The 21,595-nt window shown below is 64.5% G+C and carries 20 protein-coding genes and 1 other RNA gene; 4 read left to right on the forward strand and 17 right to left on the reverse strand.

What is annotated here, in order from left to right; translation table 11 throughout:
- Together AC1RMD_RS26485 and AC1RMD_RS26490 are read left to right on the forward strand one after the other, a co-directional pair.
- Positions 1-867: response regulator (locus AC1RMD_RS26485; RefSeq protein ID WP_492931039.1), on the forward strand; the 867-nt coding region annotated here is incomplete at its 5' end.
- Between the two features lies 1 nt (position 868).
- Positions 869-3,061 carry a putative bifunctional diguanylate cyclase/phosphodiesterase gene (locus AC1RMD_RS26490; RefSeq protein WP_492931041.1) on the forward strand — a complete coding sequence of 731 codons (2,193 nt, stop codon included), beginning with the start codon at positions 869-871 and terminating at the stop codon, positions 3,059-3,061.
- A gap of 21 nt (positions 3,062-3,082) precedes the next feature.
- Here AC1RMD_RS26490 and AC1RMD_RS26495 read toward each other — a convergent pair whose 3' ends face one another.
- The 4 genes from AC1RMD_RS26495 to dnaX form a co-directional block, all read right to left on the reverse strand.
- Positions 3,083-4,300 (reverse strand): CaiB/BaiF CoA transferase family protein, encoded by a 1,218-nt coding sequence (locus tag AC1RMD_RS26495; RefSeq protein WP_492931257.1) that lies wholly within the window; start codon positions 4,298-4,300, stop codon positions 3,083-3,085.
- Positions 4,301-4,365: 65 nt separating this feature from the next.
- Positions 4,366-4,956, reverse strand: coding sequence for a recombination mediator RecR (recR, locus tag AC1RMD_RS26500; RefSeq protein WP_492931043.1), 591 nt, complete (start codon positions 4,954-4,956; stop codon positions 4,366-4,368).
- Positions 4,957-4,974: 18 nt separating this feature from the next.
- Positions 4,975-5,301 carry a YbaB/EbfC family nucleoid-associated protein gene (locus AC1RMD_RS26505; RefSeq protein WP_020705779.1) on the reverse strand — a complete coding sequence of 109 codons (327 nt, stop codon included), beginning with the start codon at positions 5,299-5,301 and terminating at the stop codon, positions 4,975-4,977.
- A 37-nt stretch (positions 5,302-5,338) separates the two neighbouring features.
- The gene (gene dnaX / locus AC1RMD_RS26510) at positions 5,339-7,915 is read right to left on the reverse strand and encodes a DNA polymerase III subunit gamma/tau (protein WP_492931045.1); all 2,577 of its coding nucleotides are present in this window, start codon (positions 7,913-7,915) and stop codon (positions 5,339-5,341) included.
- A gap of 162 nt (positions 7,916-8,077) precedes the next feature.
- Between dnaX and AC1RMD_RS26515 the strand changes: the two genes are divergently transcribed.
- Complete coding sequence (locus AC1RMD_RS26515) at positions 8,078-8,731, forward strand: hypothetical protein (protein WP_492931047.1); 654 nt, start codon at positions 8,078-8,080, stop codon at positions 8,729-8,731.
- Between the two features lie 66 nt (positions 8,732-8,797).
- On the opposite strand, the gene ffs is transcribed toward AC1RMD_RS26515, so the two are convergent.
- Both ffs and ubiD read right to left on the reverse strand, forming a co-directional pair.
- Positions 8,798-8,896: signal recognition particle sRNA small type (gene ffs / locus AC1RMD_RS26520), an RNA gene on the reverse strand.
- Positions 8,897-8,911: 15 nt separating this feature from the next.
- The gene (gene ubiD / locus AC1RMD_RS26525) at positions 8,912-10,396 is read right to left on the reverse strand and encodes a 4-hydroxy-3-polyprenylbenzoate decarboxylase (RefSeq protein ID WP_492931049.1); all 1,485 of its coding nucleotides are present in this window, start codon (positions 10,394-10,396) and stop codon (positions 8,912-8,914) included.
- A 535-nt stretch (positions 10,397-10,931) separates the two neighbouring features.
- On the opposite strand from ubiD, the gene AC1RMD_RS26530 reads away from it, so the two are divergent.
- Positions 10,932-11,780 (forward strand): transglycosylase SLT domain-containing protein, encoded by an 849-nt coding sequence (locus AC1RMD_RS26530; protein ID WP_492931259.1) that lies wholly within the window; start codon positions 10,932-10,934, stop codon positions 11,778-11,780.
- 86 nt (positions 11,781-11,866) lie between these two features.
- Here the strand turns inward: AC1RMD_RS26530 and AC1RMD_RS26535 are convergent, their stop codons facing one another.
- From AC1RMD_RS26535 to AC1RMD_RS26585, 11 genes are all read right to left on the reverse strand, one after another.
- Positions 11,867-12,457, reverse strand: a complete 591-nt coding sequence (locus AC1RMD_RS26535; protein WP_492931051.1) for a hypothetical protein — start codon at positions 12,455-12,457, stop codon at positions 11,867-11,869.
- Between the two features lie 200 nt (positions 12,458-12,657).
- Complete coding sequence (gene nusB / locus AC1RMD_RS26540; RefSeq protein ID WP_492931053.1) at positions 12,658-13,128, reverse strand: transcription antitermination factor NusB; 471 nt, start codon at positions 13,126-13,128, stop codon at positions 12,658-12,660.
- Between the two features lie 84 nt (positions 13,129-13,212).
- Positions 13,213-13,701: a 6,7-dimethyl-8-ribityllumazine synthase gene (gene ribH / locus AC1RMD_RS26545; protein ID WP_492931055.1), complete on the reverse strand. Its 489-nt coding sequence runs from the start codon at positions 13,699-13,701 to the stop codon at positions 13,213-13,215.
- Positions 13,702-13,727: 26 nt separating this feature from the next.
- Positions 13,728-14,837, reverse strand: a complete 1,110-nt coding sequence (gene ribBA / locus AC1RMD_RS26550) for a bifunctional 3,4-dihydroxy-2-butanone-4-phosphate synthase/GTP cyclohydrolase II (RefSeq protein WP_492931057.1) — start codon at positions 14,835-14,837, stop codon at positions 13,728-13,730.
- Between the two features lie 169 nt (positions 14,838-15,006).
- The gene (locus tag AC1RMD_RS26555) at positions 15,007-15,663 is read right to left on the reverse strand and encodes a DUF4276 family protein (RefSeq protein ID WP_492931059.1); all 657 of its coding nucleotides are present in this window, start codon (positions 15,661-15,663) and stop codon (positions 15,007-15,009) included.
- A 2-nt stretch (positions 15,664-15,665) separates the two neighbouring features.
- Positions 15,666-16,763: an AAA family ATPase gene (locus tag AC1RMD_RS26560; RefSeq protein WP_492931061.1), complete on the reverse strand. Its 1,098-nt coding sequence runs from the start codon at positions 16,761-16,763 to the stop codon at positions 15,666-15,668.
- Positions 16,764-16,779: 16 nt separating this feature from the next.
- Entirely contained in the window at positions 16,780-17,415 is a 636-nt protein-coding gene (locus AC1RMD_RS26565) for a riboflavin synthase (RefSeq protein WP_492931063.1), read from the reverse strand.
- Positions 17,416-17,428: 13 nt separating this feature from the next.
- Entirely contained in the window at positions 17,429-18,523 is a 1,095-nt protein-coding gene (ribD, locus tag AC1RMD_RS26570) for a bifunctional diaminohydroxyphosphoribosylaminopyrimidine deaminase/5-amino-6-(5-phosphoribosylamino)uracil reductase RibD (protein ID WP_492931065.1), read from the reverse strand.
- 7 nt (positions 18,524-18,530) lie between these two features.
- Positions 18,531-19,091, reverse strand: coding sequence for a GspH/FimT family pseudopilin (locus tag AC1RMD_RS26575; protein WP_492931067.1), 561 nt, complete (start codon positions 19,089-19,091; stop codon positions 18,531-18,533).
- Positions 19,092-19,098: 7 nt separating this feature from the next.
- Positions 19,099-19,554 carry a type IV pilin protein gene (locus AC1RMD_RS26580; RefSeq protein WP_492931069.1) on the reverse strand — a complete coding sequence of 152 codons (456 nt, stop codon included), beginning with the start codon at positions 19,552-19,554 and terminating at the stop codon, positions 19,099-19,101.
- Positions 19,551-21,530, reverse strand: coding sequence for a pilus assembly protein (locus AC1RMD_RS26585; RefSeq protein WP_492931071.1), 1,980 nt, complete (start codon positions 21,528-21,530; stop codon positions 19,551-19,553). Before AC1RMD_RS26585 ends, AC1RMD_RS26580 begins: the two co-directional genes overlap by 4 nt.
- Positions 21,531-21,595 lie beyond the last annotated feature (65 nt).

The following is a 21,595-nucleotide window of genomic DNA, read 5'->3' on the forward strand; positions in this document are numbered from 1 at the left end:
CCGCCGGCCGCCGCGCCGGTGGCGCCGCCGCTGGCCGCCTTCAGCCCCGGCCCGACGCCGGCCCCGCGCGCGCGCAGGCGGCGCAAGGTGCTGCTGGCGGAAGACAACCCGGTCAACGTCGAAGTGGCCAGCGCCATGCTGGAAGGGCTGGGGCTGGAAGTGAGCCGCGCCTGCAACGGCGAGGAAGCGCTGCAGGCGGTGCAGGCGACCGAGTTCGACCTGATCCTGATGGATTGCCAGATGCCCGTCATGGACGGCTTCGCGGCGACCACGGAAATCCGCCGCCGCGAACAGCAGCGCGGGCGCGGCCGCAGCATGCCGATCGTCGCCATCACCGCCAACGCCCTGCAGGGCGACCGCGAATCCTGCCTGGCCGCCGGCATGGACGACTACCTGAGCAAGCCCTTCACGCAGCAGGCGCTGGGACAGACCATTTCCCGCTGGATCAGCCTGCCGCGCATGCCGGCCGCCGCGGAAGCGCCCGAGCCGCGCCCCGCCGCCCCCGCGGCCAACGGCCAGATCAACCGCCAGGCGCTGGAAAACATCCGCGCCCTCAGCGCCAGCAACGGCGACGCGCTGCTGGACCGGGTGCTGCACGCCTATCTCGACGACACCCCCAAGCACTTGCACACGCTGCGCCAGGCCATCGGCACCGGCAACATCAGCCAGATGCGCAAGGCCGCCCACAGCCTCAAGTCCAGCAGCGCCAACGTCGGCGCCGACGCGCTGGCGCAGCGCTGCAAGGAGCTGGAGCAGCTGGGGCGCAACGACACCACCGCCGGCGCCGCTGTCCTGCTGGCCGACATGGAACGCTCTTTCCAGGCCGTGCGGCAGGCATTGGGAGCCATCCTGGAAAAGGAAACCTGACATGGCAAGCCCAACCTCCCCCAAGCGCGGCCTGGTGCTGGTCGCCGACGACGATCCCGTGATGCGCCTGCTGATGCTGGAAATGCTGGGCCAGGTCGGCCTGGACGCGGTCGAGGCCGAAGACGGCCTGCAGGCCGTGGCCCGCTTCCAGAGCACGGCGCCGGACCTGCTGCTGCTCGACGTCGACATGCCGGGCATGGACGGCTTCGCCGTGTGCCGCGAAATCCGCCGGCTGGAAACCCAGACCACCGTGCCCATCATCATGGTCACCGGCGGCGACGAGCTGGAATCGGTGACCCAGGCCTACGAGGCCGGCGCCACCGATTTCGTCTCCAAGCCGATCAACTGGCCCATCCTCGGCCACCGCGTGCTGTACGTGCTGCGCGCCAGCGACGCCATCACCCGCCTGCGCATCGCCGACGCCCATCACCGCGCGGTGCTGGCGGCGATCCCGGACACCTTCTTCCGCATGAACAAGGACGGCTACTATCTCGACTACGAACAGGGCCACGAAGCCAGCAGCGTGTTCGACAGCGAGCAGTGCGTGGGCCGCCACCTGAACCAGGTGCTGCCGGACGACATCGCCAAACACATGCTGGAGCAGGTGCAGACCGTGCTCGACACCCAGCACATCCGCTCGCTCGACTACGAACTGCCGATCCCCGGCGCGGCCGCGCGCGCGCGCCAGGGCGAACACGCGGTGGCGCCGCCGGTGCGGCATTTCGAGGCGCGGCTGGTGGCCACCGGGCCCGACGAGGTGCTCGGCCTGGTGCGCGACATCAGCGAACGCAAGCGCACCGAGGAACAGATCCGCCGCCTGGCCTACTGCGACAGCCTGACCGGCATCCCCAACCGCCAGGCCTTCCTGGAGACGCTGGAGGCCGAGCTGGTGCGCTCGCGCAAGGGCAACAAGAAATTCGCCGTGCTGTTCATGGACCTGGACGCCTTCAAGCGCATCAACGACACCTTGGGCCACGACGTCGGCGACCACCTGCTCAAGGCGGTCTCCGAGCGCCTGCGCGAAACCACCCGGCCCAGCGACCTGGTCTCGCGCACCGAAGTGGGCGGCAACAACCTGGCGCGCCTGGGCGGCGACGAATTCACCATCCTGATCCCCGACCTGGAGCGGGTCGAGAACGCCCTCAACGTCGCCCACCGGGTCAAGGAAGCCATGCGCCGCCCCTTCCTGCTCGACACCAATGAAATCTTCGTCACCGCCAGCATCGGCATTTCGCTGTACCCGGAGGACGGCGAGGACTGCAACTCGCTGCTCAAATACGCCGACACCGCGATGTACCACGCCAAGAACTGCGGCAAGAACAACGCCAAGCTGTACAGCTCGTCGCTGACGATGCAGATCATGAGCCACGTCAGGCTGGAAGTCGGCCTGCGCAAGGCGCTGCAAAACAATGAGCTGTATCTGCTGTACCAGCCGCAGATCGACGTCTCCAGCGCCCAGATCGTCGGCGTCGAGGCGCTGGTGCGCTGGCGCCACCCGGAGCGCGGCATCATTTCGCCGACCGAGTTCATCCCGCTGGCCGAGGAGACCGGCCTGATCGTGCCGATCGGCGAATGGGTGTTGCGCACCGCGTGCCGCCAGGCGATGGCGTGGCAGGCGGCCGGCAAGCAAGCGGTGCGGGTGGCGGTCAACCTGTCGGCCAAGCAGTTCAAGGATGACAACCTGAGCCAGATCGTGCTGTCCACGCTGCACGAGACCGGCTTGCCGGCCGAGCTGCTGGAGCTGGAGCTGACCGAGGGCACGCTGATGGACGACGCCCGCGCCACCATGGTCACGCTGGAACAGTTGCGCGGCATCGGCGTCTACCTGTCGATCGACGATTTCGGCACCGGTTACTCGTCGATGAACTACCTCAAGCGCTTCGACGTGCGCGCGCTGAAGATCGACAAGAGCTTCATCAGCGGCCTGCCGCAGGATTCGGAGAACGCCGCCATCACGCGCGCCATCATCGCCATGGCGCACGGCCTGAAGATGGCGGTCGTGGCCGAGGGCGTGGAGACCGGCGCACAGTTGCTGCTGCTGGAGCAATTCGGCTGCGACCTGGCGCAAGGCTACTACCTCGGCCATCCGTCGCCGCCCGAATCGATCGACCTCATGCTCGGCAACCAGTTCACCATGAGCGGCCTGGCGGCCGGCGACGATGGCCACCCGCTTAAGTTCCGCGCCCAGCTTTGATGTCAGGTAGTTGGCCAGCCGTTACAGCACGCCGTCCTGTTTGAGGGCGGCGATGTCCTCGGCGCTGTAGCCCAGCGACTGCAAGACCTCGTCGTTGTGCTGCCCCAGCGCCGGCCCTATCCATTTGGTGTGGCCCGGCGTCGCCGACAATTTCGGCGAGATCGCCGGCAGCTTGACCGGCGTGCCGTCGGCGAAGTGGTGCTGCTCGAACATTTCGCGGGCGAGGAACTGCGGATCGACCATCATGTCGCGCACCGAGTAGATTTTCCCGGCCGGCACGTCGGCCGCCTTCAGCACGGTCAGCGCGCTGTCGATGTCCCGGGTGTCGCACCAGGCCTGGATCGCATCGTCGATCTCCTGCGTGCGCGGCACGCGGCCGTCGTTGCGTTCCAGTTGGGGATCGCCGGCCAGGTCGATGCGGCCCATGGCCAGCATCAGGCGCTTGAAGATCGCGTCGCCATTGCCGGCGATGACGATGTTTTCGCCGTCGTTGGTCGTGTAGGTGTTCGACGGCACGATGCCCGGCAGCGCGCCGCCGGTGCGCTCGCGCACCACGCCGGCGTGGTCGAACTCCGGCACCAGCGATTCCATCAGGTTGAACACGGATTCGTACAGGGCGACGTCGACCATCTGGCCTTCGCCCTTGAGCTTGCCGCCGGTGGCGTCGCGGTGGCGCAGCGCCATCATCGCGCCGATCACGCCGTGCAGCGCCGCCACCGAATCGCCGATCGATACGCCGACCCGCACCGGCGGCCGGTCCGCATGGCCGGACACATAGCGCAGCCCGCCCATCGATTCGCCGATGGCGCCGAAGCCCGGCAAGTCCTTCATCGGCCCGGTCTGGCCGAAGCCCGACAGGCGCACCATGATGGTGGCGGGATTGGCGGCCTTCAGTTGCTGGTAGCCGATGTCCCACTTCTCCAGCACGCCGGGACGGTAGTTCTCGATGATGATGTCCGCCTCCAGCGCCAGCTGGCGCGCAATGGCGCGGCCGCGCGCATCCTTCAAGTTCAAGGTCAGCGATTTCTTGTTGCGTGACTGTACCGACCACCACAGCGAGGTGCCGTCCTTCAGCACCCGCCATTTGCGGATCGGATCGCCGCCGTCGGGCGACTCGATCTTGATGACCTCGGCGCCGAACTCGCCCAGCATGCGCGCACAAAAAGGGCCCGCGATCAGCGTGCCCAGTTCCAGTACCTTGATGCCGGCCAATGGGCCAGCAGGGGTTTCAGGCGGCATGCCGCCTGCCTGCTTGCGGTCTTCCCATGCAGGGGAAGACTCCTTCCCCGCGGTGTTCTTGTCGGTCATGTCGCCCTTCGGTCCAGCATGGCGCGGGCGATGGTGCCCGCGTCCACGTACTCCAGCTCGCCACCGACCGGCACGCCGCGCGCCAGCCGGCTCACGCGCAGGCCGCGCGCCTTCAGCATCTCGCTGATGTAGTGCGCGGTGGCCTCGCCTTCGTTGGTGAAATTAGTGGCCAGCACCACTTCCGCGACCAGGCCGTCGACCGCGCGCGCCACCAGTTTTTCCAGGTGGATGTCCTTGGGGCCGATGCCGTCCAGCGGCGACAGGCGCCCCATCAGCACGAAGTACAGGCCCTTGTAGGTCAGCGTCTGCTCGATCATCAGCTGGTCGGCCGGCGTCTCCACCACGCACAGCAGGCGGCGGTCGCGCTGCTCGTCGTTGCAGGTGTCGCAGACGTCTTCTTCCGTGAAGGTATTGCACAGCGCGCAGTGATGCACGGCGCTCACCGCCTGGTGCAGCGCGCGCGACAGCATGTCCGCACCTTCGCGGTCATGCTGGAGCAAGTGAAACGCCATCCGTTGCGCCGACTTGGGGCCGACGCCGGGCAGACGGCGCAACGCCTCCGTCAGAAATTCCAGCGATTTGGACATGGAGCCTGGCGGCAGCCCTTAGAAAGGCATCTTGAAGCCGGCCGGCAGATTCATGCCGGAGGTCAGGCCGCCCAGCTTTTCGGCGGAGGTGGCTTCGGCTTTGCGCACGGCGTCGTTGAAGGCGGCGGCGACCAGGTCTTCCAGCATGTCTTTGTCGTCGGCCAGCAGCGACGGGTCGATCGATACGCGCTTGACGTCGTTCTTGCAGGTCATGACGATCTTGACCAGGCCGGCGCCGGATTGGCCTTCGACTTCGATCAGGGCCAGCGCGTCCTGCGCCTTCTTCATGTTGTCTTGCATTGCTTGTGCTTGCTTCATCAAGCCGGCCAGTTGGTTCTTCATCATGATGGTGTTCTCCGTAGATTGAAAGTGAAAGATGTGATCAGTTGGCCGCAGCGGACGCCGATACGGCGGGCGGCGGCGTGATGGAACCCGGCACGACCCAGGCGTCGAACTCGCGGATCATGCTGTTCACAAAGGGATCGTTGGCGATGGTGACTTCGGCGGCGCGCTGGCAGGCTTCGCGGTGGGCCTGCGCTTCGGCGCTGGCGGTGTACCAGACGGCGCCCAGTTCGGTGTCCACGCGCACCGGACGGCCGAAGCGCTCGGTCAGCGCGACCGTGAGCTTTTCGACGTTGCCGGCCGTGCGCCAGGTTTCGATCGGCACGCGGACATTGAAGACCACCGCGTTGCCGTCGATGCTGCATTCGATGAGTTCGGCTTGCATGGCCAGCTGCTGGGCCACACCGCGCAACGGCAAGGCGGCGGCCACGGCCGGCCAGTTGCCGTCCCAGTTCAGTTCCGGCACCGGCGTGATGACGTAGGCGTGCGGCGCCTTGGCCGGCGCCGGCGCGGCGCGGGCCGGCATGACGACGGCTTGCGCTTCGTCGGCGTAGGCCAGCGGCGGCGGCGCCTGGTGCTGCGCCGCGGCGTGCGACGGCATGTGCGGCGACGCCTGCGACGGGCTGTGCGAGGGCGGCTGCGACGGCGCGTAGGCCGGCGCCGGCGCTACCGCGCTATCGTCGGAAAATTCAGTGACCCAGGGTGGTAGGTCATCCTCTTCGTCGGCCTGCTGCGGGGCTGGCCTGGCGCCGGGCGCGGCTTGCGGCGCGACCTGCTGCGGGGCGACCTGGCGCACCGGCGCTTCCAGGACAGCCGCTTGCGCGTCACCGCCCTTGGCGCTTGCCGGCGGCATGTCGTCCCAAGGCGCGGGACGCGAAGGCGCGACCGCAACCGGCGCGGCAGGCGGCGTGTACACAGCGCTCGGCGCCTGCGGTTGCGAAGGCCCACCAGAGGCGAACCCGGCAGGCTGCGCGGAAGCGGCAGGCGCGGATGGCGACGCGGCGCCAAACGATGACGTCGGCGCTGCAGCGGGAGCGGACGGCGCGGCGGCAGCCGGTGCGGCGCTCGCCGACGACGAACGCCCACCCGGTTTGGAAGCCGCACGGGCAGCTTCCAGGGCGGCGTTGATGGCGGCGCGCGCGGCACTGATCGGTGCGGCGGGTGCAGCGGGCGCTGCGGCAACCGGTGCCGGTGCCGCAGGTGCCGGGATCGGAGCCGTGTACGCGGCTGGCGCAGCAACCGGCGCCGGCGCTGGTGGTGCAATCGGCGCGGACGGCATCGCACTGGCAGACGGGGCCTGCGCAGCCGGAGCCGAATACGGCGCCGGAGCAGGCGCCTCGGCGCGCGCCATCGCGGCGGCCGCACCGGCGACCACCGCCGCCGGCGTCACGCTGGCATGGCTGGCCTGCATATGCGCAGCCGCGCGCGCCGGCGGCGCCGCCGCGGCGCGTGCCGCAGCCACCGCCGCCGGACGCGACATCGCGGGCGCAGCTGCCGGTTGCCCCTCAGCCCCGCCTACGCCGGGCCGAAAGGCCAGCATGCGCAGCAAGGTCATCGAAAAGCCCGCATATTCATCCGGCGCCAGGCCCAATTCATTGCGGCCATGCACAGCGATCTGGTAATACAGCTGCACCTCTTCCGCATCGAAGGCGCCGGCCAGGCGCACGATCTCGGCGTACTCCGGCAAATCTTCCGGCAAGGCGGCCGGCACCGTCTGCGCCAGCGCGATCCGGTGCAGCAGGGTGCCCAGGTCCTGCAAGGCGCCGTTGTACGACAGGCTGCGCGTGGCCATCTCGTCGGCCACGGCCAGCAGATCCGCGCCATCCTGCGCGGCCAGCGCATCGAGCAGACGGATCAGGTAAGACTGGTCCAGCGCGCCCAGCATGCCCTGCACCGCATCGAGCGTCACTGCGCCGGCGGCGTAGGCGATCGCCTGGTCGGTCAGCGACAGCGCATCGCGCATCGAACCGTGCGCGCCGGCGGCCAGCAGGCGCAAGGCCGGCGCTTCAAAACTGATGCCCTCCTGCCCCAGGATGTTATCCAGATGGCCGATGATATGACCGGGCGGCATCTGCTTCAGATTGAATTGCAGGCAGCGCGACAGCACCGTCACCGGGATTTTCTGCGGATCGGTGGTGGCCAGGATGAACTTGACGTGCTCCGGCGGTTCCTCCAGCGTCTTCAACATCGAGTTGAAGGCGTGGTTGGTCAGCATATGCACCTCATCGATCATATAGACCTTGAAGCGCGCATTGCTCGGCGCGTACACCGCCTGTTCCAGCAGTTGCGCCATCTCGTCGACGCCGCGGTTGGACGCCGCATCCATCTCGATGTAGTCGACAAAGCGGCCGGCATCGATCGCGGTACACGCTTCGCACACGCCGCACGGGGTCGGCGTGATGCCGCCGGTGCCGTCCGGGCCGATGCAATTGAGCGATTTGGCCAGGATGCGCGACAAGGTGGTCTTGCCGACCCCGCGCGTTCCGGTGAACAGATAGGCGTGGTGCAGGCGACCGCTGTGCAAGGCGTGCGTGAGCGCGCGCACGACGTGCTCCTGGCCGACGAGCGTTTCGAAATTCTTGGGGCGGTATTTACGGGCGAGGACTTGATAGGACATGCTGGGATTTTACCGTAGATAGCGGGTGCAAAGGGCCTATCCTGCTCAGCTAATAAGATGCGGCGCAGGGTCGCCAAAACGGCAATTGTAACAAGGCGTGGCCGGATTGGGTAATCGGGACGGACTGCCCTACAATGTGTTTTTCTTTTAACATGAAAATTTATGAAGAAACTTGCCCTGCTGCCGCTGCTGTTGCTGTCCCTCGCCGCCCACGCCGACGAACGCGAATGGGTGCCATATAAGAAGCTGGTGGAGGAACTGCGCCTCGACAAGTTCTACGCCATCCCCGCCGCCGAGCGCGACAAGATCAACCTGTTCCTGACGGTCAAGCCCAAGAACACCAAATACCAGCCGGCCGACGTGGTGCTGACCGTGGTGCACGGCGGCGAACGCACCCTGCTGACACCGCTGTCGCCCGACTACCGCATGGCGCTGGTGCCCAATCCCAAATGGATGACGGAAGACACCAAGATCATGACCAGCCTGCCGAAGGGCGAGAAGTCCGCAGCCGGCTACGAAGTGACGGCCGTGCTGCCCGAGGGGACGCAGTGGCAGTATGCGCAGGTGATGGGCGCGGTCGGCCAGACCAACAGCGCCATCAAGAAAATGGCTGGCGCGCTGAGCTTGTTCGCACCGAGCGTCAAGTCGGTGCTGTTCAAGTTCGCCAAGCCGGCGCAGCTGAAGTTGGGCGCCACCGTCTACAAGACGGACGCGAAGAACCAGATCAAGCTGACGCCTGAATCCGCATGGCTGAAGGAGAATCCGCTGATGGTGGCGTCGGAGCGGCCGCTGGAAGCGACGCTGGACGACGAATAGCTGAAGACGCACTGAAGAAGAACCAATAAAAAAAGCTGCCCTTGGCAGCTTTTTCATTTTCCCGAAGGAGGCGAGCCTGATCTGCGGCACTTATGGTTAATAGCCGTGGCTGCTTCGTTCCCGACCTGACCAGGTTAGCCATGCCACAATGCGCAGGGGCCCGCCGGAATCAATTATAACCTACAGCCCCAACTCCTGCCAAATCTGATCCACCCGTGCCTTCACCTCGGGCGTCATGCTGATCGTGGTGCCCCACTCGCGCGTGGTTTCGCCCGGCCACTTGTTGGTGGCGTCGATGCCCATCTTGCTGCCCAGGCCGCTCACCGGCGAGGCGAAGTCCAGGTAATCGATCGGCGTGTTGTCGACCAGCGTGGTGTCGCGGGTCGGATCGACGCGGGTCGTGATGGCCCAGATCACCTCGTTCCAGTCGCGGATGTTGACGTCCTCGTCCACCACCACGATGAACTTGGTGTACATGAACTGGCGCAGGAAGCTCCACACGCCGAACATCACGCGCTTGGCGTGGCCGGCGTACTGCTTCTTGATCTGCACCACCGCCATGCGGTAGCTGCAGCCCTCGGCCGGCAAGTGGAAATCGGTAATCTCCGGGAACTGCTTTTGCAGCAGCGGCACGAACACCTCGTTCAGCGCCAGGCCCAGGATGGCCGGCTCGTCGGGCGGCTTGCCGGTGTAGGTGGAGTGATAGATGGGATCGCGGCGCATCGTGATGCGGTCGATGGTGAACACCGGGAACGAGTCCTGCTCGTTGTAATAGCCGGTGTGGTCGCCGTACGGGCCTTCCAGCGCATGCTCGTAGCCGCTCGGATGGTTTTCGTCAGGATAGATATGGCCTTCCAGCACAATCTCCGCCGAGGCCGGCACGCGCAGCTCGCTGCCGATGGCCTTGACCAGCTCGGTGCGGCTGCCGCGCAGCAGGCCGGCGAACTGGTATTCGGACAGGCTGTCCGGCACCGGCGTCACCGCGCCTAATATAGTAGCGGGATCGGCGCCCAGCGCGACGCAGATCGGATACGGCTGGCCCTTGCTCTGTATCGCGTGCTCGCGGAAGTCCAGCGCGCCGCCGCGGTGCGCCAGCCAGCGCATGATGACCTTGTTCGGCCCCAGCACCTGCTGGCGGTAAATGCCGAGATTCTGGCGCTTCTTATTAGGCCCCTTGGTAATCACCAGGCCCCAGGTAATCAACGGCGCGACATCGCCCGGCCAGCAATGCTGGATCGGCAACTTCGACAGGTCGACGTCGGCGCCCTCCCACACGATCTCCTGGCACGGCGCGCCGCGCAACTCCTTGGGCGCCATGTCCCACACCGCCTTCACCAGCGAGCCCATGCCCATCAGATCCTTGAAGCCCTTCGGCGGCTCCGGCTCCTTCAGGCGCGCCAGCACGTGGCCGATCTTGCGCAGCTCGCCGACGTTGTCGGCGCCCATGCCCAGCGCCACGCGGCGCTCGGTGCCGAACAGATTGCCGAGCACCGGCATGCTGTGTCCGGTCGGATTCTGGAACAGCAAAGCCGGACCGGCGGCCCGCAAAGTGCGGTCGCAGACCTCGGTCATCTCCAAATATGGCGAAACGGGCACCAAAATAGGCTTAAGTTCGCCCATTCGTTGCAGTTGAGAAATAAAATCTCGCAAATCAGAATATTTCATCGTTTTTTAATTTTTTCTTACAACGCAGCATACTGTTTAAAAAGACAGGTCAAGTAGTTGATTTTATTGGTTTTAGGCGCAATACAAGCAAAAAAGTAAGATTTAAAAGTTATAGCTTTGATTGGCGTTAGTATTGACTTGATATAAAACGGCTTCTACAATTTGCCCTACTTGAAGAGAACACGGTTCAGCCCGGGATATTCCGGAAACGCGGACCACATAAATGTGTTGCTTATTCATTCACGGAGTCGGGGCTCCACATGACATTTTAAGGAGTGTTTTCAAAAGGCGTCTGCCTTACCCCCGAAAGAAGTTGTATTGCGACTGATCGAATACCACAGGGAAACATCAGCTCTAGCAAGCAATGACGGCGTCCAACGCGCGCTCCCAGCGGCGACGGACGATGATATTTCTGATGCACGGCATTAGCACCCGGTTAGCTGCGTTCGACGCTGGCGGGGACCCGCTTTTACGGACATTCCAGGGGAATTCTATGAACAATCGTTTTATCGGTGCAACGCAGTTTGCCCGCACCATGGCTCGCCAGCCAGCAGCGTGGATTTCCACGACTCGCGTTTCGGCAAAAGGCGTGTTGACCACCGCCCAACACACGCTGACCATTCTGGGTGTGACCGCTTTAGTAGTGATGGCAGTACTGTTTGTCCGTCCCGACCTGGCCAAGGCATTGAGCAACAGCCTGAACCACGAATCGGAAATCGAAGCCGTAGCCGTCGTGGCGCCTCCCCTGTCGGCACTGATGGAAACCCCGGCTTCCACCCCGGCTGCCAGCACCGCCCCGCTGACCGCCGAAGAAAAAGCCCTGCTGGGCACGCAGAAGCAGCAACAATGGGTCACCTCCTGGCTGTCCAAGCGTTACCGCGTAGCGGGCGACGCCGCCAACATGCTGGTGTCCACCGCCTACCTGACGGCGCGCGAGATCAAGCTCGATCCGCTGCTGATCCTGGCGGTGATGGCGATTGAATCGGGCCTGAATCCGTTCGCGGAAAGCCCGGTCGGCGCGCAAGGCCTGATGCAGGTGATGTCGAAGATCCACCACGACAAATTCCAGGAAATGGGCGGCCTGCAAGCCGCGCTGAACCCGGTGGCCAACATCCGTGTCGGCTCGCTGATCCTGAAGGACTACGTCACCCGTGGCGGTTCGGTCGAAGCTGGTTTGAAGATCTATGTCGGCGCCGCGGCGTTCGAACACGATGACGGCTACGGCTCGAAAGTGCTGGCCGAGTACCAGCGCCTGAAGCAAGTTTCGGCAGGCAAGAAAGTGCCGACCATCACCCCAATGATGGCGGCAGCGCCAGCCAAGCCTACCCCGCCGGTCGCGGTGGTAGACAAGTCGGTCAGCGGCACCCAGATCGCCGGCCTCTGATTTCGTAGCAACAAATAAAAAGCCCGCCAGCCTGAACGCGCTCAAGATCGCGCTCAGTGCCGGCGGGCTTTTTTACGTCTGGACCATCAGCGTGGACAAGTGCTGACCTTGGTTCTAACCCCGTCCCGGAAGGGGTCGCGGCCGCCGGTCAGCGCATTGGACTCCATCACCGCACAGTAACTGCTGCCGCCCGAGCGCACGCGCGTCATGAGGCGGCCGTCGGGCGTGGTGAAGTTCTCGAGCGTGGTGCCGTTGTCGCCGGCATAGGCGCCGCCCAGCTTGGCGGCCAGCGCGGTCGTGTCGTTGGCGATCTTCTTGTCGCGTGGATTCCAGGCTTCCTTGCGCAGTTGCCGGTCGACGGCGGCGGCGCTCTTGAGCGAGCGCTGCAACAGATCCTCGGCCGGCTTGGCGGGCGGTTGCGCAAACGGATCCGGCGGCGGCGTGGCCTGCGTGATGGCCTGCGGGGCTGGCGCCGGCTGCTGAACCGGCTGCGGCAACGGCGCGGGCGGCAGCAAGGTCATGCGCGACGGCGCAGCTTGCCGGACGGGTTTGGGTGCAGCCGCCACCTTGGGCGCAGGCGGCCGCAGCGGCGCCAGGATATAGGTGATCGCCTCATGGCGGCCCACGGAAGCCGCCAGAGGCCGTTCAGGCGCGCGCCAGCCGATAAACGCCAGCAAGTGCGCGCCGGCGATCAGCGCCAGCCAGCCGCGGCGGCGCCAGGCCGGCGCCCGGTTCAGGATATGCAGTTCGATGATGCGCCTTCGATATTGATCTTAAGTCAACGGATTCTGCGGCGCAGCCCCCTCCCCGTCAAACCCAAATAAAAAAAAGCCACCGCAAGATACCTTGGGTGGCTTTGGACAGTACCGGACGCTGCTTAGCGCTTCTTGTCGACGGCGACTTCGTCCGGGCGGACGCGGGCGGCCAGCTTGTCCAGCACGCCGTTGACGTATTTGTGGCCGTCGATACCGCCGAAGGACTTGGTCAGCTCGACCGCTTCGTTGATGACGACGCGGTAAGGGATTTCCAGGTTGTTCTTCAGCTCGAACGCGCCGATCAGCAGCACCGCGTGCTCGATCGGCGACAGTTCGCCGATGCCGCGGTCGACCAGCGGCGCGAAACTTTCGCGCAGCGCGACCGAATCCTTGATCGCGCCGTACAGCAGCACCGTGAAGTGGTCGCCGTCGGCCTTGTCGAAGCCGTGCGCGGCGCGGATGTTGTTGACCACGGTGGATGCGTCTTCATTGTTCAGCAGCCACTGATATAAACCCTGCAACGCAAACTCACGCGCGCGGTGGCGCGGCGTACGGTTCTTGCTAGGGTTGGCGTGCAAAATTTTATCTGTCATGGTTATACCTGTTCTTAAATACTTACAAAATCCGGCTCAGTGCGCCGGCGCATACCGGCACACCGCGCCGTTTCCTACCTGTTCTTACTCGTCCTCGCCCTGGTCCTGGCTCAGCTCTTCCAGCGCGATGGTCAGATTGGCCATTTCCACCGCCACGCGCGCCGCATCGGCGCCCTTGACGGCCATGCGGGCTTCGGCCTGCTCGTCGTTCTCGGTGGTCAGGATCGCGTTAGCGATAGGAATACCATAATCGAGGCCGATGCGGGTGATGCCGGCGCCCGATTCGTTCGAGACCAGCTCGAAGTGGTAGGTTTCACCACGGATCACCGCGCCCAGCGCAATGAGCGCGTCGAACTGCTGCGACTCGGCCATCTTCTGCAGCACCAGCGGCACTTCCAGCGCGCCCGGCACAGCCACGTGCAGCACGTCTTCATCGGCCACGCCCAGGTGCTTCAGTTCGGCCAGGCAGGCCGACAGCAGGCCGTGGCAGACATCTTCGTTAAAACGGGCTTGAACGATGCCGATGCGCAGTCCATCGCCGGACAAATTGGTTTCGTAGCTTCCTACAGTCATGGAGTGCCTCTTGTGTGTTGGTTGAATTAGTTAGGTTTGGCCATGTAGCCGGTCACTTCCAGATCGAAGCCTGTCATCGACGGCATCTTGCGCGGGCTGGCCAGCAGCTGCATCTTGCAGACGCCGACTTCGCGCAGGATTTGCGCGCCGATGCCGTAGCTGCGCAGGTCCATGCTGGCCGCGCGGCCTTTCGGTTTGGTTTCCGGCTTGCCCAGCGCGTCGAACTGGGCGAAGAACTGCTCCGCCGTTTCCTCGCAGTTGAGCAGCACGATCACGCCGCGCTCGGACGCCTTGACCGCCGCCAGCGACGACGACAGGTTCCACGAGTGGGTGGTCGCTTCCGATTCCAGGATATCCAGGATGGACACCGGCTGGTGCACGCGCACCAGGGTTTCCTTGTGTTTCTCGATGTCGCCGTGCACCAGCGCCAGGTGGGCCGAGCCGCTCGGCTTGTCGCGGAAGGCGATCATGCGGAAGTCGCCCTGGGCGGTCTTCAGCGGACGCTCGCCGATCTTCTCGACCAGCGACTCGTTGCGGCTGCGGTAGTGGATCAGGTCGGCGATGGTGCCGATCTTCAGGCCGTGCTCCTTGGCGAATTCCAGCAGGTCCGGCAGGCGCGCCATGGTGCCGTCGTCCTTCATGATCTCGCAGATCACCGAGGCCGGCGTCAGGCCGGCCATGGCGGTCAGGTCGCAGCCGGCTTCGGTATGGCCAGCGCGCATCAGTACGCCGCCCGGTTGCGCCTTCAGCGGGAAGATGTGGCCGGGCTGGACGATGTCCGACGGCTGCGTGTCCTTGGCCACGGCGACCTGGATGGTCTTGGCGCGGTCGGCCGCCGAAATGCCGGTGGTCACGCCCTCGGCCGCTTCGATCGACACGGTGAAATTGGTGCCGAAGGCGGTGCCGTTACGGGCCGACATCATCGACAGGTTCAGCTGGTCGCAGCGCTCTTCGGTCAGGGTCAGGCAGACCAGGCCGCGCGCATGCTTGACCATGAAATTAATGGCTTCAGGCGTCACAAAGTCCGCCGCGAGCACCAGGTCACCTTCGTTTTCCCGGTCTTCTTCATCGACCAGGATCACCATGCGGCCAGCGCGCAATTCGGCGACGATTTCTTCGGTGCTGGAAATTGACATTTTTAATCCTTTGTAGCGGAGCTAGAACAGGGCGCTATTTTAAAGGATTTACGCCCGCCCCACCGTAAAAGCCCGCTTTTATCCGCCAAATGGCCGGTCTTGCCGGACCAAAGCATGCCTTATTGAAAACATTGCGCCGATTGGCGGGCATAGACCGGGGCAGCGACGCTCAGGTCGACGCCAAGCTTTCGATTTTTCGCAACCATTCATCAAAATGCGGGCATTTCTCCCGAATGGCATCCAGTCCGATATCGCTCGCAATCGACGGACCATGCAGCGTTTTCTTGTATTTCGGAAAGGCTTTGAGTATGCGTTTCGACGGCGCAGTCTGCAAGCCGTCGTTGATATCTTCCGGCGCTTTCTTCCTGCTGATATCCCATAGCGGATTGAGTACTTTGTCCCGATCAACCCAGCCTTTGAAGGCGGCAATGTCGGAGAACAACAGCGCCTCAAACTCGTGGACCAGAAAATTAGGAAGGAAATTAGCTTGATTCATCTCCGCCGCCCATGCCCGCTCCAAGAACACCGCCTTGCGCAGTCCGGTCTCCTTGGCGGGGTAGCCGGTGCTGCCCTTGCCCGGGAAATCGCTCGGCAGCGCATAGAGATCGAATAACGTCGTGACGTAGCCGGCTGCTTCCTGCTTGCAGCGCCTTTCGATTTGCGGCCTCACCTTGGCATAACGATGCACGCCCCCGGCCCCACCGGAACTTGTGCGCACAAGAATCGGCGTGAACTCGAGACCTTTGCTCGCATAGAACGGGGTGAGCAGTCTTTTAACAAACGCCTCTTCCGTCTGCCCCTCCACAAATACATGGATATGGGTCATCGTCAGGGCCTTCCGCCCAGCAGATTCTTCTTCCACAGGTCGCCGAGACTGTAATCTGCCAGCCATTCGGACAGCGCTCCGGCGTCCGGGCGGTGCAGCACCGAGGCGCCGCCGGGCTTATCGACCACAATCAGATCCTCGGGGGAAAATTCATTGACCAACTCCACCGACTGTGTGGAAATGATCAGTTGATATGACTGTGAAGCGGACTTCATCATATCTGCGAGCACGCTGACGGCGAACGGATGCAACCCCAACTCCGGTTCGTCAATCAGGACGGTGGTCGGCATGAACTGTTCCGGCTGCAGCAGCACGGTCGCCAGGCAAATGAAACGCAGAGTACCGTCAGACAGCGCGCTGGCAGGAAAGGGCTCATCCTGGCCTTGCTCTACCCATTCAAGCTGAATCTTTTCCTTATTGTCGACTGTCGGCCGCAGGTGAAAGTCACCAAAAAATGGCGCCACCAAGCCGACCGTCTTGACAATGCGCCGGTAATGTTCACCGTGATGGTTGCGTAATCGAAGTAAGAAGGCCGCCAGGTTGCGTGCATCTTCGCGCAAATACTCGTTGTCGTTGATGCTGTGGATCTGCTTGACCCTCGCGCTGCCGCCAGTGTCATGAAAATGATAGACACGCCATCTTTTTATCGACTCGATGACCCCGTCTAACTTATTGTCCCCGCCATGGGAATTATAAAGATGCGCCTGGGACTCGGCATATCCTTGACTGGAAACTTCCTGTTCACCAATATTTGCGATGACCTCGCGCTGGAAGACAAAGCGATTATCGGCTGTCGGCGACAAGGCAAATTTGTACCGGGAATTGCCAAGGTAGATCTCAGCCGTCAACTCCTCAGTCTGCTTCCGACCGAAATGCAACACCCCGTCTGCGCCCCCGGCAATCCCGACCGTTGTCTGCAATTGCTGACTCAGGACTTGGCCGATGAAGCGAAAAAAACCGATATAGTTGGACTTGCCTGCGCCATTGGCACCAATCAGTACATTTAGCCTCCGCAGGGACAAGTCACTTTCGGCGATGGACTTGTATCCGGTTAAGACAAGTCGTGAAATTTGCACAGACTCATAGGCTTGCTTGCTCATATCGATGCCTTTGGTGTTATGCCTGGGCGGCGCCGACCGACACCATGCGCTCGACATAGCGGGCGATCAGGTCGATCTCCAGGTTGACCTGCTTGCCCACGACCAGGTGCTTGAGCGTGGTCATGGCGATGGTGTGCGGGATCAGGTTGATCGAGAACTGGCAGACCAGGTCCTTGCCGGTGCCGATGTCGGTCACGCGGTTGACGGTCAGCGACACGCCGTTGACCACGATCGAGCCCTTGAAAGCCAGGAACTTGGCCAGCTCGCGCGGCGCTTCGATCACCAGTTCCCACGATTCGCCCACGCCCTCGAACTTGCGCACCACGCCCAGGCCGTCCACGTGGCCGGACACCAGGTGGCCGCCCAGGCGCTCGTTGAGCGTCAACGCCTTTTCCAGGTTCACTTCGGTCAGCGTGTCGAGGCCGACGGTGCAGTTCAGGCTTTCGCGCGAGACGTCGACGCGGAAGCTGCTGTCGTCCTTCTCCACCACGGTCATGCAGGCGCCGTTGATGGCGATCGAGTCGCCCAGCGCGACGTCGGCCAGCGGCAGGCCGCCGGCGTCGATGTTCAGGCGCACGCCGGCGAACGAGCCGCCTTCCAGCGGCGTGACGGATTCGATTTTGCCGATAGCGGCGACAATTCCAGTAAACATGTGCATGCTCTTATCAATGGGTGAATCGTGCAAGGATACGCAAATCTTCGCCGATCTGCTTAACCTCGTGAAATTTCAGATGCTGCTTGAGCGACAAGTCGGTCAATGCCGGCAAGGCGAACATGCCCTGCGCATCGCCCAGCAGCGTCGGCGCCAGGTAGACCAGCAGCTCGTCCACGCAGCCTTCGCGTATCATGGAGCCGTTGAGCTTGCCCCCCGCTTCGACGTGCAGCTCGTTGATCTGGCGCCGGCCTAGCTCGCGCATCAGCTCGGGCAAGTCGACCTTGCCGGAAGCGTTGGGCAGCACGATGATTTCCGCGCCCACCGCGCGCAGCGCCGCCTCCTTTTCCGGATCGGCCACCGCCGCCGCGATCCAGGTGCCGCCGCCCTGCAAGACCTTGGCGGATGGATCGATGTCGAGCTTGCTGTCCACCACGATGCGGCGCGGCTGGCGCGGCGTTTCCACCGCGCGCACGTTGAGCTGCGGATCGTCGGCCTTGACGGTGCCGATGCCGGTCAGGATGGCGCAGGCGCGGGCGCGCCAGGCGTGGCCGTCGGCGCGCGCCTCCGGCCCGGTGATCCACTGGCTGACGCCGTTGTGCAGCGCCGTCATGCCGTCCAGGCTGGCGGCGGTCTTCATGCGCACCCACGGCAGGCCGCGCGTCATGCGCGAAAAGAAGCCGATGTTCAGTTCGTAGGCCTGCCCGGCCAGCAAGCCGGTGCTGACTTCGATGCCGGCGGCGGCCAGCCTGGCCATGCCCTGCCCTGCCACCAGCGGATTCGGATCCTCCATCGCCGCCACCACGCGCCCCAGGCCGGCGCGCACCAGCGCGTCCGAGCACGGCGGCGTGCGGCCGTGATGGTTGCATGGTTCCAGCGTCACGTAGGCGGTGGCGCCGCGCACATCGTGGCCGCGCGCCTGCGCATCCTTCAGCGCCTGGATTTCCGCGTGGTCGCTGCCGGCCTGCTGGGTCACGCCGGCGCCGATCACTTGCCCGTCGCGCACGATCACGCAGCCGATGTGCGGATTCGGCGAAGTCGTGTACAGCCCTTTGGCGGCCCACTCCAGCGCCAGCGTCATGCCTTCCCGATCGTTGCTGATGTTCACGTTGTCCTTAGTCTATAGCGCTGGCGCAGCTTGTCCCGTCCACCGCCGGATCGCACACGCGCACCCGGCCCAGCATATTGATTTTGATGTTGCGCGCAGTATCGCCCTGCGTCAGCGACAGCGTGCCCCAGCGCGCGGCCAGGCTGTTGCCGGCGCTGCAAGCACGCCCAGCAGCATTATAAGCAAGATATTGCGGCGCCGCCCCCGACGAAAAAACCGAGGCGATCATGACATCCTTGGCGATCGGTCCATGCCGGAGCAGCAGCAGCTCGCCGGCGTCGGGGCGGCGGTTGCCATTGTCGTCGACAAAAACCGTCCAGCCCAGGCGCCAGGCGGCGCCGGACGGCTCGATCGGCACCAGCAAGACCTGTCCACCGCGCGCGATGGCGTGCGAACGGGTCAGGTTGATGGCCGCCACCAGGTCGTTGACGGCGATGCGCAACTGATGGCGTTCCAGCGCGGCCCGGTAGTTCGGCACGGCGACGCCGAGCAGTATCGTTGCCAGCAACAGCACGATCAATAGTTCAGCCAGGCTAAAGCCAGTATTGCAAGGGTGACCTCGCATCATGCGGTCCTCAAGGCCAGCAGTGGATGGAAGGCCCGGTCGCCAGGCGCAGGCCGCTGCTGGTCAGCTTGAGCTGCCGGCAATCGTCGTCGCGAAAGCCGGCGTCGACCAGCGCGGTGCCCGGCGTGGCGATCAGCTGCACGCATTGCGAGATCAGTTCGCCGTCGCAAGCCTTGCCTTCGATTTCGTAGGCGCTGGTCGGCGCGCCATTGCCGCTCCACCATTTGAACTGGCGCGCCTCAGGATCCGTGATGCTGGATGAGAAAGCGATGTAGGTGTTGGCCTGCGTGAAAAACCGCTCTTCCTGCTGCATCAGTTGCAGCAACGTGGCCTGCGCCTCTGAGCGTCGCGCGCGGATCACGTGCTGCTGAAAGCCCGGCATCACCTGCGCGGCAAGCACGGCCAGTATCACCAGCACGATCAGCAATTCGATCATGCTGAAGGCCTGTCGGCGCGCGGGCTTCATTTGATAGCCTCGTGCAGTTCGCGCCAATTGGCCACTTCGCGCCAGCTGAGCCGGCCGGACCGCGACCGTACTTTGACGCTGCCCACCACGGTCGCTTCACGCGCCGACAGGTTGACCACGGCATAGCCTTTATCGACCACCACCCGCCCTGTCGGATCGGCCGGACTGCTGCGCGACGTTTGCAGCACCAACGACGGCACCGCCGAATAGGCCGATTGCAAAACGCCGACGATAGGCGCGGCCGGCATGATGGCCGCCATGCTGCGGCCCTCCGGCAGCCCGCTTAGTGCATCCAGCACGTAGGTGCGGCTGCCCGATGCATCGCATTTGTCCGCGCCCGGCAACAGCGTGTTGAACACGACTTGTCCGCCTACCAGTTTACCGCTGTTGATACTGCGCTCTCCCGTGAGCGCCGACTGCAGGAAGTCGACAAACCAGCCTTTGCGGCCGGGCGCGATCTCCGCGCCGCTGATGCCGAACAGGTCGGCCGCCGCAGGCTCCAGCACGCGCTCGGTCAACTGGCGCCGGCCGGCAACGGCATCCATCGGCACGGACAGGCTGTCGAGGATGGCGTAGAACGATTGCGTGCTGAAGCTGCTTGCCGCCAGGCCGGTCCGATCGAACAGCGCGCCCGTGCCGAACAGTATCAGGTAGCCGCCGCCGGAGGCATAGGCCAGCATGGGTTGTTGCGCAATCGGCTGTCGCCTGCCGTCGGCATCGCGGGCGACGAACAGCGCCTTGGCGGCCGCGCCTGGCCAAGTGTGGAAATCGAAGCGCCACAGATTGCCTTGCAGGTCGCCGGCGTAGGCGTAGCGCAACGCGCCATCGCGGTCGGCGACCAGCGCCGGCGCGCTCAGGCCGTTGGCCAGCGATGGGTCGGAGATCGGCGTGACGAGTCGGAAGTAGTTCACGTTGAGCGTCCACGGCACATCGCGTGGTTTATCCAATGCCAGCAGGAATAAGGCGCCCTTGCCCGTGCCGCTGGCATGGCCATCGCTGGCGTAGTTATTCAGGCCGCTGGCGACGATGGCGAAGTAGCGATAGTTGGGCAGGTCGGCGCCACGACTGGTGCGCACCTTGGCAAGCTGCGGCGGCGTGGTGACGTTGCCCATCAGTGGATCGTCGCGGTCGGTGAATTCCCAGAGCGCGGCGTTCTCGTCCAACGCGGCGGGGTCGCTGATGTCCAGCGCGAATACACCCTGTGCGCCACCGCCCATGGCCGCGACGAGGACTGTGCGCCAATTGCCGCCGATCTGGGCGTCGCCGCTGAACGACGGGCCGTCGACGTAGGCGCGGTGCACATACTCAAGGCTGGGCAAGCGGTTCAACACCGGCATCAGGGCGTCGGGCAAATAGGCGTAGAGTTCGCCGCCCGTGTTGGCGTCGAAGGCGTGCAGCATGCCGTCGTTGGCGCCGAGGTAGAGCATGGCGCGACGGGCCTTGTGGCGCGCGCGGAAAGCCTGATAGCCGACATCCAGCGCCGTGCCCGATGGTGGGCCGACCAGCACGGGAAGGCTGTTGACCGAATCGCCGAGCACGCTGCTGCGGCGACGGAACAAAGTGCCTTCGTCGCTGCGATCGCCGCGCAGGTAGGCCACGCGACGCTCGCCCAGGCCGTCGGCGGCCGCCGCATGCGGTGGCGGCGCCCGGTTGAGCAATGCTTGCTGTGCCGCGGACAAGGCGGGCCACGCAAAGGGAATACCGACCAGCTTGCCGTCCGCCTGCACGATGGCCGTGTAGAGCTTGCGTGAAGCCGGCTCCGGCACCGGCGCGCGGCCCGGTTCGCCGGTCAGGATGGCGCCTGCATCCCACGCAGGCGCGCCGGAAGCCGGCCAGCCGAAGCCCGCACCGGGGGCGGCGCCTGGGGCGGCATGGCAAGCGGCGGTCAATGGCTCGCTGGCGATATGGAGCACCGGCGGCGCGGCGCGCACACCGCCCGCCAGCGTAGGCAGCAACATCAACAGCGTAGCGATCATCAGCCACGCCCACCGCCGTCGCCGGCCATGCCCAGGCGGCCGTGCACTGTTTGCGATGCGCATAT

The organism is Duganella sp. GW822-FHT06D06, from assembly GCF_058799615.1.

What these genes read in the sequence shown, in the direction of transcription:
- ribBA (WP_492931057.1), bottom strand. Translation starts at nt 14,837, where the DNA reads ATGTCAATTTCCAGCACCGAAGAAATCGTCGCCGAATTGCGCGCTGGC.
- AC1RMD_RS26555 (WP_492931059.1), bottom strand. Translation starts at nt 15,663, where the DNA reads ATGACCCATATCCATGTATTTGTGGAGGGGCAGACGGAAGAGGCGTTT.
- AC1RMD_RS26505 (WP_020705779.1), bottom strand. Translation starts at nt 5,301, where the DNA reads ATGATGAAGAACCAACTGGCCGGCTTGATGAAGCAAGCACAAGCAATG.
- AC1RMD_RS26560 (WP_492931061.1), bottom strand. Translation starts at nt 16,763, where the DNA reads ATGAGCAAGCAAGCCTATGAGTCTGTGCAAATTTCACGACTTGTCTTA.
- ubiD (WP_492931049.1), bottom strand. Translation starts at nt 10,396, where the DNA reads ATGAAATATTCTGATTTGCGAGATTTTATTTCTCAACTGCAACGAATG.
- AC1RMD_RS26575 (WP_492931067.1), bottom strand. Translation starts at nt 19,091, where the DNA reads ATGATGCGAGGTCACCCTTGCAATACTGGCTTTAGCCTGGCTGAACTA.
- AC1RMD_RS26515 (WP_492931047.1), top strand. Translation starts at nt 8,078, where the DNA reads ATGAAGAAACTTGCCCTGCTGCCGCTGCTGTTGCTGTCCCTCGCCGCC.
- AC1RMD_RS26565 (WP_492931063.1), bottom strand. Translation starts at nt 17,415, where the DNA reads ATGTTTACTGGAATTGTCGCCGCTATCGGCAAAATCGAATCCGTCACG.
- AC1RMD_RS26530 (WP_492931259.1), top strand. Translation starts at nt 10,932, where the DNA reads ATGGCTCGCCAGCCAGCAGCGTGGATTTCCACGACTCGCGTTTCGGCA.
- ribH (WP_492931055.1), bottom strand. Translation starts at nt 13,701, where the DNA reads ATGACTGTAGGAAGCTACGAAACCAATTTGTCCGGCGATGGACTGCGC.
- recR (WP_492931043.1), bottom strand. Translation starts at nt 4,956, where the DNA reads ATGTCCAAATCGCTGGAATTTCTGACGGAGGCGTTGCGCCGTCTGCCC.
- dnaX (WP_492931045.1), bottom strand. Translation starts at nt 7,915, where the DNA reads ATGTCCTATCAAGTCCTCGCCCGTAAATACCGCCCCAAGAATTTCGAA.
- nusB (WP_492931053.1), bottom strand. Translation starts at nt 13,128, where the DNA reads ATGACAGATAAAATTTTGCACGCCAACCCTAGCAAGAACCGTACGCCG.
- AC1RMD_RS26580 (WP_492931069.1), bottom strand. Translation starts at nt 19,554, where the DNA reads ATGAAGCCCGCGCGCCGACAGGCCTTCAGCATGATCGAATTGCTGATC.
- AC1RMD_RS26490 (WP_492931041.1), top strand. Translation starts at nt 869, where the DNA reads ATGGCAAGCCCAACCTCCCCCAAGCGCGGCCTGGTGCTGGTCGCCGAC.
- AC1RMD_RS26585 (WP_492931071.1), bottom strand. Translation starts at nt 21,530, where the DNA reads ATGATCGCTACGCTGTTGATGTTGCTGCCTACGCTGGCGGGCGGTGTG.
- AC1RMD_RS26495 (WP_492931257.1), bottom strand. Translation starts at nt 4,300, where the DNA reads ATGCCGCCTGAAACCCCTGCTGGCCCATTGGCCGGCATCAAGGTACTG.